We start from the raw sequence: 13,237 nt of genomic DNA on the forward strand, positions 1-13,237 counted from the left end.
GGTATATAAAGGGGGAAGTAAATGAATCATATTAATGCTGATTTAGTTAAAAGGTTAATAGGGGAACAGTTTCCTGAATGGGCACATTTAGAAGTGAAGCCTGTAAAGTTTAGTGGGCATGATAATAGAACGTTTCATCTAGGGGATGAGATGAGTGTAAGATTGCCAAGTGACGCGGCATATGCACCGCAAGTAGAGAAAGAAAATAAGTGGCTACCTATATTAAGTAAGGAGCTTTCATTACCGATTTCTGCACCATTTGCGAAAGGAAATCCATCTGAAGAGTATCCGTGGCCTTGGTCTATTAATAAGTGGATAGAAGGAGATACTGTTACGAAACAAAATGTTCGTGATCTAAATGAATTTGCGGAGGACTTAGGATCATTTTTAGTGGAATTGCAATCCATTGATGCGAGTAATGGCCCAATAGCTGGAGCACATAATTTTTACCGAGGCGGGCTTATATCTGTATATGATGAAGAGGCGAGAGGTGCGATCGAAAATAATAAGGACGTTTTTGATGAAACAGTATTAGAGCATCTTTGGGATTTAGCACTTCAGTCAACGTGGAACCGTAAGCCAGTTTGGATTCATGGAGATGTTGCACCTGGAAACTTACTCGTTAAAGATGGAAAGCTTTGTGCCGTAATTGATTTTGGTATATTAGGAGTAGGAGATCCGGCTTGTGATGCAGCGATGGCATGGACATTTTTTGATAAGAATAGCAGAAACGTATTTAAAGAAGTATTGTGCATAGATGAAGAAACGTGGAATAGAGCGAGAGGATGGGCACTTTGGAAAGCGTTAATTACATATGATGCGAATAAGACTAGTAATAAAATAGTGGCAGAAGAATCGTATCGTGTTATTCAAGTAATTGTGGATGATTATAAGAAGTAATAGAAAAAGCTTATTTTGATTGTATATTTCAAAATAGGCTTTTTTGTATGATTAAATATTCAGAATTGAAAGAAGGAATCTGACATTATTATACAGAATATTTAGATAATAGGGGGTATCGAATTTTGAGTGAAATTGAGTTAAAAAGTAATGTAATTAAGACAGGGCGAGAGAAGGGGATTATACTTCGGTTTATACTTGCTAGTCTAGTTGGTGTGTTTATGTTTTTTGTTCCTGTTACGATAAACGGTGCTTCGTCAATTATGATTGATCATATCGTATCGTGGATAAGAGCTACGGTTCCTTCGGTAGTACCTTATTATGCACTGCTTGTTATGGTAATTGGTGCGATTTATCCATTTTATACGAAGAAGTGGAATGCATCTATCGTAGACATTTGTTTTTCTTTATTAAAAGTAGTTGGTGTTGTTTTTGGTATATTATATTGTTTGAAAGTAGGGCCAGCTTGGTTCTTTGCGCCAGATGTTGGACCGTTTTTGTATGAGAAGTTAGTTATATCAGTAAGTTTACTCGTACCAATTGGCTCGGCATTTTTAGCGTTATTAGTCGGGTATGGATTGCTTGAGTTTATCGGCACATTTTGTCGCCCGATTATGAGACCGTTATGGAAAACACCTGGGCGCTCAGCAATCGATGCGGTTGCTTCCTTTGTGGGGAGTTATTCGCTTGCACTTCTTATTACGAATCGAGTGTACAAAGAAGGAAAGTATACGACGAAAGAAGCAGCAATTATCGCTACAGGCTTTTCTACAGTATCCGCTACATTTATGATCATCATCGCAAAAACATTAGATATTATGCATTTATGGAATGTTTACTTTTGGACTACTCTTGTTGTAACATTCATCGTGACCGCTATCACCGTAAGAATCCCGCCTCTTAGTAGAAAACCAGATACATACATTACGAAAGAAGGGTTCCCAGAGCCTGTTTATAAAGAAAAAATGCTAGAACGCGCTTGGGAAGATGCATTAGAAGTGTCAAAATCTGCACCGGGCATTATGAAAAATATCGCAGTGAACCTAAAAGACGGTTTTATTATGACGATGGGAATTTTACCATCCATAATGTCAGTAGGATTTATTGGCATCGTCTTAGCAAAGTTTACGCCAATATTTGATTGGATTAGTTATATTTTTTATCCATTTACATGGGCTTTACAACTTCCAGAAGCAGAACTAGCTGCAAAAGCAGCATCAGTTGGTATTGCGGAAATGTTTTTACCTTCTCTTTTAGTTGTAAGTGCACCGCTTGTTACAAAGTTTGTTATTGCGGTTGTGTCCGTTTCATCCATTTTGTTTTTCTCCGCATCAATCCCTTGTATATTATCGACAGATATTCCGTTAAAAGTATCTGAACTTATTATTTTATATGTGCAAAGAACGATATTAACGTTGCTAATTATTACGCCGATTGCTTATTTGTTACTTTAAACATGTAGCCTTAAGTTTCTGAAGTTATGCCATTTTCTGATTATTTAAATCAGAAAATGGCATAACGTTAATTATGTTCTAAAGTAACTCTAGATGATTTTTTCATAAATAAAGTAGGAGCTAAGTATATAATCATACCAATACTTGTGATTAAAACTCCTACGAGTAGAACAACTACGCTTAATTTTATCCATAGGGCTAAAATTGAACCTAATGTAGGTGAAATAACCATAGCGCCGTGCACCATTGTATTTGTGGTACTAGTTACTCTTCCCATTAATCTTGCAGGGGGGATTTGAAGTAAGTAACTATAGTATACAGAGATAGAAGTGATAAAAATACCAATAAAAACCAAAATGATTAACCATAAAAATAATTGCTCGATAAAAGGCCGAACCGTTTAAGATATTCATTTTGTTTATTGTATTTCCCCATTTTCCAATGGTTATAGCTCCGACTAAAGCACCTAACCTATCAAATAAAAATATGACAAAAAATACTATAGCGTTAAATAGTATTAAAAATGTTAAAGCTTTCTTGGACCAAATAAAAACAAAGCCTTCGCGGAAATCGTTCCTAAACCCACTGACTAAAGCATCGCTTTATCGTAAAACATAGGTTTGTGAAATGTTTTTAATCTATTCTTATTATTAAGTAACGATTTGATATTACTTTAGCTTCGAATATTCCTTGACGGGAATATTCCTCTTTGGGTATAATCGATTCAACAGGAAAATAATATTAGTGATGATATTGATGTGTTATAACCGGAGACCATCACTTAACGAGGTGAGTGATATGTCGGGGAAAATTCCGGGTGTGAATATGACGACGTTGAGCGCTTTATCTGAACCGAATCGTATGAATATCGTTGAACTCTTGCGTGACGGTCCCTTAACCGTTGGGGAAATCGCCGAACATTTGGGATTAAGGCAACCACAAACTTCGAAACATTTAAAAGTGTTAAGCGATACAGGGATTGTGGAAGTGCAGGCTGAAGCTAATCGCCGGATTTACAAGCTCCGACCTGAGCCTTTCCAAGCACTGGATTGTTGGGTGCAGTCATTTAAGTGTGTGATGGAAGAGAGATTCGATAATTTAGATGAGTATTTGAAGGAATTGCAAAACAAGGAAAAGTCATAAAATCAGTTCATATTTAAGGAGGAATTAAAATGTCAAACAATACAATGGTATCGAGAGTAGAGAACGATCGGGTATTAGTACTGGAGCGCGTTTTCGATGCGCCGCGTGATCTTGTATTCAGTATGTTTAAAGAAGCAGAGCATTTGAAACACTGGTGGGGACCAAGGGGCTGGGAAATTCCTGCATGCACTGTCGACTTCCGTCCGGGAGGCGTTTGGCACTACTGTATGAAGTGTGTTGATCAGAACCTGGGGCAATTTTTTGGTATGGAATCATGGGGCAAAGGAGTTTATAAAGAGATTATTGAGCCAGAGAAAATTGTCTACACCGATTACTTTTCGGATGCTGAAGGCAATGTAAATGATTCTATGCCGTCAACCGAGATGACATTGGAATTCATCGATTTAGGTGGAAAGACAAAGCTAATAAACCGTGCTGAATATGTTTCCGAAGAAGCTCTTAAGACTGTTATGGAAATGGGCATGCTACAAGGTATCACCGAAACTTGGGATCGTTTGAACGAGCGATTGGAGTCGCTGAAATAGATTTTTGTACCACAACTTTATTTTCGGTGATAATTAGATGTAAGTGTATGGAGTTTAATAAAAATTGTTTATAAAGGAGCGTTAAAATAAATGATTAATAATGTTGGTCAAATCATGTTGTATGTAAATAACCAAGATGAAGTGAAGGAATTCTGGACAGAAAAAATAGGATTTATTGTAATTTCAGAGGAAGATAACGGTCAAGGAATGCGATGGATTGAAATTGCTCCAACTAAAGAAGCTGAAACAAGTATTATTCTCCATAATAAGGAGCTAATTGCTAAAATGCAGCCGGAGTTAAATCTTGGTACACCTTCTTTAATGTTCTTCTCAAAAGAATTCGACAGTTTATATCGTGATTTAGTAAACAAAAACGTTACAGTCGGAGAAATTGTAAATATGCCTTCAGGTAGAATATTTAATTTTGCAGATAGCGAAAATAATTATTTTGCAGTAATGGAAAAGAAGTAAATTTCAATTCAATTTATGAGTGCGATGCTTGAATAAAGGCATCGCATTTTTTATTTTAAAGATATATTTTATTCCTTAACATAAATATAATTTTATGTTCTTATATAGCGATTAAACGGTAATAGAGTATGATATAGTTACAACAAAGGGGGCTTAAAAATGGAAATAATTCACGAAAGAGCAAAGTTACGGTTAATGGATAGCAATGATGTCGAAAAAATGTTTTCAATCGTGGAAGGAAATCGAGAAATTTGGGCGTATTTAATCTCTAAAATGGATACTGTTCAAGATATGCAGCAGTATGTTCAAAAGGCGATAAAAGCTTATGGGGCAGGGAAGGATTTGCCATTTGTTGTTGTAGATCAAAAGACAAATGAAATAGTAGGGAGTACACGCTTATATAACATTTCAGTTGAAGATAAGACGGTGGAATTAGGGAAAACGTGGTATGACCCAAGTGTGCAACGTACGAGTATGAATACAGAATGTAAGTACATGTTATTACAATATGCTTTTGAAAAGTTGCATATGCGGAGGGTACAAATTAAGACGGATGCACGGAATGAAAAAGCACAAAGAGCAATTGAAAGACTCGGCGCAGTAAAAGAGGGTGTACTTAGAAACGAAAGAAAATTACCGAGTGGGCATGTTAGAGATGCAGTTGTATATAGTGTTATTGCAAGTGAATGGCCAGCTGTAAAGGAACGGTTATTAGAAAAATTAGAATCGTATAAAGAAAAACGATAATTCATATTAAGAAAGGTGTATTGATCGTCTAGTTGAAAAATATACCTTTTTTCTTACAAAACAGTTACTTCTTTTATTTACTTTTGTTTCATCATTCCATTATGATAAAAAATTCGTTACAATGTAGTTGTATGGTAATAAACTTATAAATTACATAAATGTAATGAAAACCGCAAACGAAAAATGAATTGATAATCCTCAATTTTAAATGAAAACCCTTTAATGAATATAAATGACAAGAAAAATTCCTTCTTTTAAACAAATTCAAACAAAATGATTTGATATATACGTTTTTATATAGAAGTATGGATGATGTGCGGAGGCAGTTATAAATGAAAGAAAATAAGAAGAGTAAGAAAAGAAGAATCTTGCAAGTATTCTTGCTTATGATTTGTTCTATTATTTTATATGTAAGTTATGCAGCTTACGATATTTGGAGTTATCGCTTTAAAACAGATGATGGAATGAAGACAGATGCTGGTATCGTGCTGGGAGCAGCTTCATGGAACGGAAAACCATCTCCTGTATTTAAAGAGAGAATTAATCATGCAATTTCATTATATAAGAACGGTAATATTAAAAAGATTATTTTCACAGGTGGTACAAAGTTTGAGGCAGAGCTTGAAGAAGCTCGTACTGCTCGAGTGTATGCAATGAAAAATGGTGTAAAAGAAGAGGATATTTTAATTGAAACAAAATCCCTTTTCACAGAGGATAATTTAAAGAATGCAAAGCAAGTTGGAATAGAGAACGGAATACGCACATATACGATTGTAAGTGATCCACTTCATATGAAACGTGCGATGAGAATTGCAAAACATATTAAAATTGAAGCGTATGCATCACCAACTCCAACGTCAGCGTATAAAACGTTAGATACAGAGATTCCATTCTTTTTTAAAGAATTATGCTCGTATATTGGATATGTAACCTCATTGCCATTAAAGGCATTGAAAGGAGATTAATATAAGGAAAGAACCTATCTATAATAGGGAATTTTCTTATTGTTCAAAAACATTGTATTTTTATCGGAATAGTGAAACAATAGAGAGGTAGCTTCATATAATCATAATGACAAAATGAACGGTTTATGAATCGAACATAAAAGGAGATTATAGTATGGCACTCTCATTTGTTGAAACAGAAGAACAATCTTTAATTATTGAACAGATAAATAAATTGATTCCGAAGTTCATGGAAAGGGAGCATCAACTAAGTGAATTAGGAGCATTTCCGTATGAAAATATTAATAATTTGAAAGATATCGGATATACGAAATTAACGTTGCCAAAAGAAGTGGGAGGCAATGCGATTTCTTTATATGACTTCGTTTTATTTCAAGAGAAAATAGCAGAAGGTTGCGGTGCTACCGCATTATCGATTGGATGGCATCTTGGCATCGTAAAAGAGTTAGCTGAAAATCATTCTTGGAATGAAGAAATGTTCACTTGGTTTTGTGAAGAAGTGCGTAATGGCGCGCTTTTTAATAGAGCTGCAACAGAACCGAATACGGGTAGTCCTACGCGCGGTGGGAAACCAGAGACGCTAGCTGTCCAAAAAGGTGAGAAGTGGATAATAAATGGAAGAAAAACGTTTACGACAATGGCACCAGTACTTGATTATTTTATCATTTCAGCAAGTATTGAAGGCCGAGAAGAAATCGGAGAGTTTGTTATTCCGAAGAATACGATAGGCGTAACAATTGAAGAAACGTGGGATAGTATCGCAATGCGAGGAACTGCGAGCCATGATCTCGTTTTACAAAATGTAGAGATAGAGAACCGCTTTTTTACGGATGTATGGGGCGGAAAAGTGAAACAAAAGGGTATTGGCTGGTTGCTACATATACCAGCATGTTATTTAGGAATCGCACAATCAGCAAGAAATTATGCAGTTCAGTTTGCGGTATCATACAAGCCAAACAGTTTAAATCATTCTATAAGTTTATTACCGAATGTTAGAAGATTAGTTGGAGAATTAGAACTTGAGCTTATGCAAGCTCGCGTCTTTTTATATCAAATTGCGAAAAAATACGATGAGGCAGAAGATAAATTATCATTGCAAGCCGAACTAGCAGCAGCGAAATATGTTGTAACGAACGCGGCAATATCTATTGTAGATAAAGCAATGCGCATCGTAGGAGCGAAAAGTTTATCAGAAAAAAATCCGCTTCATCGCTATTATTTAAACGTCAGAGCAGGACTACACAATCCGCCGATGGATGATGCAACACTATCTATACTGGCGGATGCGGCGTTTCGGTCGTAATGAAGAAATATAAAGTCTGTTCCGTTCTGGAGCAGACTTTTTGTTGTCGGTGAATTGGAATGCTATGTTGAATCGTTGATATAATTCCGTGTATTATGTCATTGTTCGAAGGAGAGGAAGATATCGTTTTTTGGACATCGAAAAAACGCCCCTTAAGATAAAACAGATTTTTATTTTTTAATCTGTCTACCTTAAGGGGAGCATATCAAAGAGGATAGTCTTTTTATTTTGGTCTATTGTGGCTGTACTTAAAGATTCATACTACTTTCAGAACCGTCTTGATTATGTGCAAATAATGAATAATCACCTGGTAAAGGATTGGCGATGAGTGAACGTAAAGTAAAGGATTTACTTTCATTTGGCTGTAACGTGTATTTTACTAAACGATCTTCTTTGAATTTAATTGAATAAGTAAAACTGTTTGTACCAGTATTTTTAATTGTAATATGTAAGTCACCTTGGCCGCTAAAGTCAAAACCAGTACCTGTGCCACCTCTGAATACAGTTGAATTATTAAATGAAGATGAATGAAATGTTCGGATTTCTTCTTTATTGCTTGATGAAAGGGTAATTGTTTCTGTTTCTATACTTGAAGTTGAGGAATCTAGTTTTGTATTTGGTTTTGTTAAAAAAGTAATCGCGCAAAGTGATGTAATTACAATAAATGAACTAGAGATAACGAACCGTTTTTTTATAAGAAATATATGTTTATCTCCTTTTATAATAATATAAGAATGTATAATCCTAAGAAAAACGTAACATATATGCCATTTATTATCAATTTAAAAAATCTTTCTTTTCATTCTTCTTTTTATAGTTTTATAGTGGAATGCTATGTTTCTTATTTCACCTACTGTATAATAAGAAAAAAGTACGAAAAGAGGTTATTTCATGCTAGAGGTTATTGCAACATGTTTAGAAGATGTGAAGCGAATTGAAAAGGCTGGTGGAAATCGAATTGAACTCATTTCATCATATACAGAAGGTGGTTTAACACCGAGCTATGCTTTTATAAAAAAAGCAGTAGAAGCAGTGCAAATACCAGTTCATGTTATGATTCGTCCGCATGCAAAGTCTTTTACATATACGGAAGAAGAAATTGAAATGATGAAAGAAGATATTGTAGTTGCTCAAAATCTAGGGGCTGCTGGTGTTGTATTAGGTGTGTTAAATGAACAAAATGAAGTTGCTGAAGAGGAATTAGCAGATTTATTATCTGTTGTAGATGGAATAAATGTAACGTATCATCGTGCGATAGATGATACAGAAAATCCAGTAGAAGCGATGAAAGTTTTGAAGAAATTCAATAAAGTTACTCACGTGTTAACTTCAGGCGGACAAGGAAATGTAGTAGATAATATTCCAGTACTTAGAGAGATGCAAATGGAAAGTGAAGGGAATATACAGCTTGTTGTCGGAAGCGGAGTAACGAAAGAGAATGTAAAACAATTGCTAGATGAAACTGGAATTACGCAGGCGCATGTAGGTACAGCGGTTAGAGAAGGTAAGTCATGTTTTTCTGAAATTGACCTAAAGTTAGTACAAGAATTAGTTGAAATAATACAGTAAGTATGTAAGAAAGAGGAGAGACGATGAAGACAAATACGAAGAAAGAATTGATCTCATGGATTAAAACGATAGGTATTACACTTGCGATTGCCTTTATCGTTCGCGGGGTGCTATTTACGCCGTCATTAGTACAAGGTGAGTCGATGATGCCAACTTTAGAAAATAATGAGCGAGTTCTCGTGAATAAGATTGGTTATAGTATAAACGGATTAGACCGTTTTGACGTTATCGTCTTCCACGGAAAAGAAGGGTATGATTTAGTAAAACGAGTAATTGGTTTACCAGGTGATACAGTTGAGTATAAAGATGATGTTTTATATGTAAACGGAAAAGCGATGGAAGAACCATATTTAAAAGAATTTAAAGAAAAGGCGTCTGGTCGTGTATTAACTCCTGATTTCACGTTAGAACAAATAACAGGGAAAACGAAAGTGCCAGAAGGCCAAGTATTTGTTTTAGGAGATAATCGTGAAGTTTCTAAAGACGGTCGTATGTTTGGGTTTATTTCAGAAGATGAAATTGTCGGAAAAGGACAAGCTGTTTTCTGGCCGTTGAAACAAGTAAGAGCATTATAAACAAAAAGTATGGAAGAAATATTCTTCCATACTTTTTTTGTTTGTGAAAAATATATTGATAGAATTGAAAGAATATTTTATAATTTTAAATTATATGTTTGTTTCGAAAAACGGAATTGAAGTTCCGAAATTCGGAACGAAAAGGGGATAGGATGAGTATAAATAAAACGGCAGTTAAGACAATGGATATTTTAGAGTTGTTTTATGAGCATGAGGAGCTAAGTTTGACAGAGATGGTTCAGCTTACGAATATGCCGAAAACATCTGTTTATCGTTTAATTGGTTCGTTAGAAGAAATGGACTTTTTACAAAAAACAGAAAAGGGCAAGTATCGTCTTGGAGTCATTTTTTTACGATTTGGTCAACTTGTTTCACAAAGGTTATCCGTAAGAAATATTGCGATTCCTTATATGAAAGAGCTTAGGGATAGTTTAGGGCAAGCAGTAAATTTAATTATTCAAGATGGTAATGACGCAATTTACGTTGAGAAGATGGAAGGAGTTCAGCCAGTACGTGTTTATACGGCGGTTGGAAGAAGAGCACCGCTTTATGCGGGTGCATGTCCGAGAATTTTACTATCATATTTTTCTGAGGAAGAGAAAAGAAAGTACGTAGAGGAAACGGATTTAAAGCAGTTTGCAGATGGAACGATTGTGAATAAGGAGCATTTACTAGAAGTGTTACATATGGCAAAACAAGCTGGATATACAATTAGTTATTCTGAATTAGAAAATCATACAGCGGCTATAGCAGCTCCAATTTTTGCAAGTGATGGAACGGTTGTAGCAGGCATTAGTATTTCGGGATTGGCAATTGAGTACAGCGAAAGTAACGTTGCGTATTTTACTGCGAAAGTGAAAGAAACAGCGAACCGCATTTCGAAAGAACTCGGCTTTTTGGCATAGAAAGAGGGAGTGGGATGAAATTTTCTGCGTTAGGGGATCAAGCAATTATTGTTACATTTGGTGAAGAAATTGGGATGGATATATACGAAAAAGTGCAACGATTATTTCAAGCGTTGAGGCAACATCCGTTTGCAGGAATAGTTGAATGCGTTCCGTCGTTTACTTCATTAGCGGTGTACTACAATTTGTACGAAGTATGGAAGGAGAATGATAGAAATATAAGACCATATGATTACGTTTGCCAGTATATACGGGAGCTGTCTGATTCTTATAAAGAAGAAGTGAACCGAGATGTGAAACATATTTCTATACCAGTGTGTTACGGGGGAGAGTATGGACCTGATTTAGAAGAGGTTGCGCATTATCAAGGCTTACAAGTAGAGGATGTTATTCGAATACATAGTGAAACAACATATTTCGTGTATATGTTAGGCTTTACGCCTGGGTTCCCGTATTTAGGCGGATTACCGAAAGAACTAGAAACACCTAGAAAAGAAACACCGCGATTACAAATTGCTCCTGGTTCAGTAGGTATTGGCGGAAATCAAACAGGTATTTATCCGCTAGAAACACCAGGAGGCTGGAATATTATCGGCCGAACACCGATTTCTCTATTTAATCCAAAAGAAGAAACACCAACATATATTCAAAGTGGTATGTATTTACGATTTATACCAATAACAAAGGAAGAGTACGTATCGCTTGAGGGGGCTAAAGAATGGATGTAGAGGCTTTGCATGCAGGAATGTTTACAACAGTCCAAGATTTAGGGAGATTTCATTATCAGCAATACGGTGTGCCTGTTGGCGGTGCTATGGATAAAAGTGCGCTCAGGATGATTAATATGTTAGTAGGTAATGAAGAGAATGAGGCTGGACTCGAAATTACAATAATGGGACCTAAATTGTTAATAAAGAAAACGACGTTGCTCGCGATTGGCGGTGCGGATATGGAACCGTTATTAAATGGAGAACGCATTCCGTTATGGCGCCCTATATTAGCTGAGGAAGGAAGCATGCTTTGCCTCGGAAAAGCGAAAAGTGGTTGCAGAGCATATGTGACTTTTGCGGGCGGTATAAATATTGATCGTACGATGGGAAGTAAAAGTACTTACATACGTGCTGCTCTTGGCGGTATTGAAGGGAGAATGCTGAAAAAAGGAGATTATTTTCAAATTGGTACAGGGGCAGAAGTTGCGAGTCGTTTCATTCAAAATTTACAAGAAGAAGAGCGTATAAAAACGAAGTGGGCAATTTGTAACGATGCTTTACCAAAATATAAGAAGTATCCTATTCTTCGCGTCATAACAGACTTTGAATATGATCAATTTACAGAAGAAAGTATAAAGTCGTTTTTTTCGAAAGAGTATAAAGTATCCAATTATGCTGATCGCATGGGATATAGACTTGACGGAGATGTTTTAAATAGAGTTGAAGAGATAGAAATTTTATCGAGCCCAGTTACATTCGGAACAATTCAAGTGCCGAATGGTGGACAACCTATTATATTAATGGCGGATAGACAAACGACAGGTGGTTATCCGAGAATTGGAAATGTAGTTTCAGTAGATTTACCTCTTCTAGCGCAGCTGAAACCAGGAGACTATGTAACTTTTGAAAAAATAACCATGGAAGAAGCTGCACAATTATATATAAAGCAGGAAACAGGTATGAGTCTATTAAAGAAATTCATCGCTTTACGAAGCTGAGATTAGGAGGAAAACATCGTGACTACAATCGATTTAAATTGTGATTTAGGAGAAAGTTTTGGAGCTTATAAAATAGGGAATGATGATGAGATTCTTCCGTTCGTTTCCTCTATAAACGTTGCTTGTGGTTTTCATGCGGGTGATCCGTCCGTTATGAGGCAAACGGTTGAAAAAGCCCTGCAGCAAAACGTAGCAATAGGGGCACACCCTGGATTTCCTGATTTAATTGGATTTGGAAGAAGGAACATGCATGTTTCAGCAAGTGAAGTATACGATTATGTTTTATATCAAATTGGCGCATTAGACGGATTTGTTAAAGCGGCAGGCGGGAAAATGCAACATGTAAAACTGCACGGTGCACTATATAATATGGCCGCAGCTGATTCGGAAATTGCAGATGCAATCGCAAAGGCAATTTATCATATTAACCCTGGATTATTACTTTACGGATTAGCGAATAGTGAGGCGTTTATAAAGGCAACAGAAAAATATAAAATAACTCTCGTACAAGAAGCTTTTGCTGATCGTACGTATAAGCAGGATGGAACGTTAACGAGCCGTACAGAAGAAAATGCTCTTATAAAAAATGAAGATGAAGCGATAAAACAAGTGCTTCAAATGGTAAAGGAAGGGTATGTAGAAGCTGTTAATGGAGGAAAAGTAGCAGTTCAGGCGCAAACGATATGTTTACACGGTGATGGGGAGAAAGCAGTCCAATTTGCGGAGAGAATATACAGAACATTCGAACTTAACGGTGTTTCTATAAATGCACCGAAATAAAGTGAAACTTTAATCAGTGGGGAGGTCATCCCCCACTGATTATTAGCCCGCACCAATCGGGCGTTTACGGGCAGCCCGACTCCCATCTAAATTTCTTTGCCCCAGCCGAATTTTGAGGTGAGAGTTATACTGCCCGTTAATGCGGGATAAAAAATGAGGGGAAGTGCTGGAA

General features: G+C 36.2%; 14 protein-coding genes. All 14 read left to right on the forward strand.

Going from position 1 to position 13,237, the window contains the following annotated elements; all coding sequences use genetic code 11:
* Window positions 1-21 precede the first annotated feature (21 nt).
* The 14 genes from SJY24_RS14825 (at window position 22) to pxpA (ending at window position 13,065) form a co-directional block, all read left to right on the forward strand.
* Window positions 22-900 (forward strand): aminoglycoside phosphotransferase family protein, encoded by an 879-nt coding sequence (locus SJY24_RS14825; protein WP_377865173.1) that lies wholly within the window; start codon window positions 22-24, stop codon window positions 898-900.
* A 125-nt stretch (window positions 901-1,025) separates the two neighbouring features.
* Window positions 1,026-2,354, forward strand: a complete 1,329-nt coding sequence (locus SJY24_RS14830) for a YjiH family protein (protein WP_377865174.1) — start codon at window positions 1,026-1,028, stop codon at window positions 2,352-2,354.
* Window positions 2,355-3,152: 798 nt separating this feature from the next.
* The gene (locus tag SJY24_RS14835; protein WP_377865176.1) at window positions 3,153-3,497 is read left to right on the forward strand and encodes an ArsR/SmtB family transcription factor; all 345 of its coding nucleotides are present in this window, start codon (window positions 3,153-3,155) and stop codon (window positions 3,495-3,497) included.
* 29 nt (window positions 3,498-3,526) lie between these two features.
* Window positions 3,527-4,042 carry an SRPBCC family protein gene (locus tag SJY24_RS14840; RefSeq protein WP_377865178.1) on the forward strand — a complete coding sequence of 172 codons (516 nt, stop codon included), beginning with the start codon at window positions 3,527-3,529 and terminating at the stop codon, window positions 4,040-4,042.
* 90 nt (window positions 4,043-4,132) lie between these two features.
* The gene (locus tag SJY24_RS14845; RefSeq protein WP_377865180.1) at window positions 4,133-4,513 is read left to right on the forward strand and encodes a VOC family protein; all 381 of its coding nucleotides are present in this window, start codon (window positions 4,133-4,135) and stop codon (window positions 4,511-4,513) included.
* Between the two features lie 159 nt (window positions 4,514-4,672).
* Window positions 4,673-5,260 carry a GNAT family N-acetyltransferase gene (locus tag SJY24_RS14850; protein WP_377865182.1) on the forward strand — a complete coding sequence of 196 codons (588 nt, stop codon included), beginning with the start codon at window positions 4,673-4,675 and terminating at the stop codon, window positions 5,258-5,260.
* A 332-nt stretch (window positions 5,261-5,592) separates the two neighbouring features.
* A complete protein-coding gene (locus tag SJY24_RS14855; RefSeq protein ID WP_000662234.1) occupies window positions 5,593-6,225 on the forward strand; it encodes a YdcF family protein in 633 nt (210 codons plus the stop codon).
* Between the two features lie 154 nt (window positions 6,226-6,379).
* The gene (locus SJY24_RS14860; RefSeq protein WP_377865184.1) at window positions 6,380-7,528 is read left to right on the forward strand and encodes an acyl-CoA dehydrogenase family protein; all 1,149 of its coding nucleotides are present in this window, start codon (window positions 6,380-6,382) and stop codon (window positions 7,526-7,528) included.
* An 891-nt stretch (window positions 7,529-8,419) separates the two neighbouring features.
* Window positions 8,420-9,097, forward strand: coding sequence for a copper homeostasis protein CutC (locus SJY24_RS14865; protein WP_377865186.1), 678 nt, complete (start codon window positions 8,420-8,422; stop codon window positions 9,095-9,097).
* Between the two features lie 23 nt (window positions 9,098-9,120).
* Entirely contained in the window at window positions 9,121-9,672 is a 552-nt protein-coding gene (lepB, locus tag SJY24_RS14870; RefSeq protein ID WP_002120448.1) for a signal peptidase I, read from the forward strand.
* A 152-nt stretch (window positions 9,673-9,824) separates the two neighbouring features.
* Entirely contained in the window at window positions 9,825-10,577 is a 753-nt protein-coding gene (locus SJY24_RS14875) for an IclR family transcriptional regulator (protein ID WP_377865188.1), read from the forward strand.
* A 14-nt stretch (window positions 10,578-10,591) separates the two neighbouring features.
* Window positions 10,592-11,305 carry a 5-oxoprolinase subunit PxpB gene (gene pxpB, locus SJY24_RS14880; protein ID WP_377865191.1) on the forward strand — a complete coding sequence of 238 codons (714 nt, stop codon included), beginning with the start codon at window positions 10,592-10,594 and terminating at the stop codon, window positions 11,303-11,305.
* Window positions 11,296-12,285: a 5-oxoprolinase subunit C family protein gene (locus SJY24_RS14885; protein ID WP_377865193.1), complete on the forward strand. Its 990-nt coding sequence runs from the start codon at window positions 11,296-11,298 to the stop codon at window positions 12,283-12,285. The genes pxpB and SJY24_RS14885 overlap by 10 nt, the downstream gene beginning before the upstream one ends.
* 18 nt (window positions 12,286-12,303) lie before the next feature.
* Entirely contained in the window at window positions 12,304-13,065 is a 762-nt protein-coding gene (gene pxpA / locus SJY24_RS14890; RefSeq protein ID WP_377865195.1) for a 5-oxoprolinase subunit PxpA, read from the forward strand.
* The last annotated feature ends 172 nt before the right edge of the window (window positions 13,066-13,237 follow it).

It is taken from the genome of Bacillus sp. R86525 (assembly GCF_042466195.1).
Lineage (GTDB): Bacteria > Bacillota > Bacilli > Bacillales > Bacillaceae_G > Bacillus_A > Bacillus_A nitratireducens.

What these genes read in the sequence shown, in the direction of transcription:
- SJY24_RS14825 (WP_377865173.1), top strand. Translation starts at nt 22, where the DNA reads ATGAATCATATTAATGCTGATTTAGTTAAAAGGTTAATAGGGGAACAG.
- SJY24_RS14835 (WP_377865176.1), top strand. Translation starts at nt 3,153, where the DNA reads ATGTCGGGGAAAATTCCGGGTGTGAATATGACGACGTTGAGCGCTTTA.
- SJY24_RS14840 (WP_377865178.1), top strand. Translation starts at nt 3,527, where the DNA reads ATGTCAAACAATACAATGGTATCGAGAGTAGAGAACGATCGGGTATTA.
- SJY24_RS14845 (WP_377865180.1), top strand. Translation starts at nt 4,133, where the DNA reads ATGATTAATAATGTTGGTCAAATCATGTTGTATGTAAATAACCAAGAT.
- SJY24_RS14850 (WP_377865182.1), top strand. Translation starts at nt 4,673, where the DNA reads ATGGAAATAATTCACGAAAGAGCAAAGTTACGGTTAATGGATAGCAAT.
- SJY24_RS14855 (WP_000662234.1), top strand. Translation starts at nt 5,593, where the DNA reads ATGAAAGAAAATAAGAAGAGTAAGAAAAGAAGAATCTTGCAAGTATTC.
- SJY24_RS14860 (WP_377865184.1), top strand. Translation starts at nt 6,380, where the DNA reads ATGGCACTCTCATTTGTTGAAACAGAAGAACAATCTTTAATTATTGAA.
- SJY24_RS14865 (WP_377865186.1), top strand. Translation starts at nt 8,420, where the DNA reads ATGCTAGAGGTTATTGCAACATGTTTAGAAGATGTGAAGCGAATTGAA.
- lepB (WP_002120448.1), top strand. Translation starts at nt 9,121, where the DNA reads ATGAAGACAAATACGAAGAAAGAATTGATCTCATGGATTAAAACGATA.
- SJY24_RS14875 (WP_377865188.1), top strand. Translation starts at nt 9,825, where the DNA reads ATGAGTATAAATAAAACGGCAGTTAAGACAATGGATATTTTAGAGTTG.
- pxpB (WP_377865191.1), top strand. Translation starts at nt 10,592, where the DNA reads ATGAAATTTTCTGCGTTAGGGGATCAAGCAATTATTGTTACATTTGGT.
- SJY24_RS14885 (WP_377865193.1), top strand. Translation starts at nt 11,296, where the DNA reads ATGGATGTAGAGGCTTTGCATGCAGGAATGTTTACAACAGTCCAAGAT.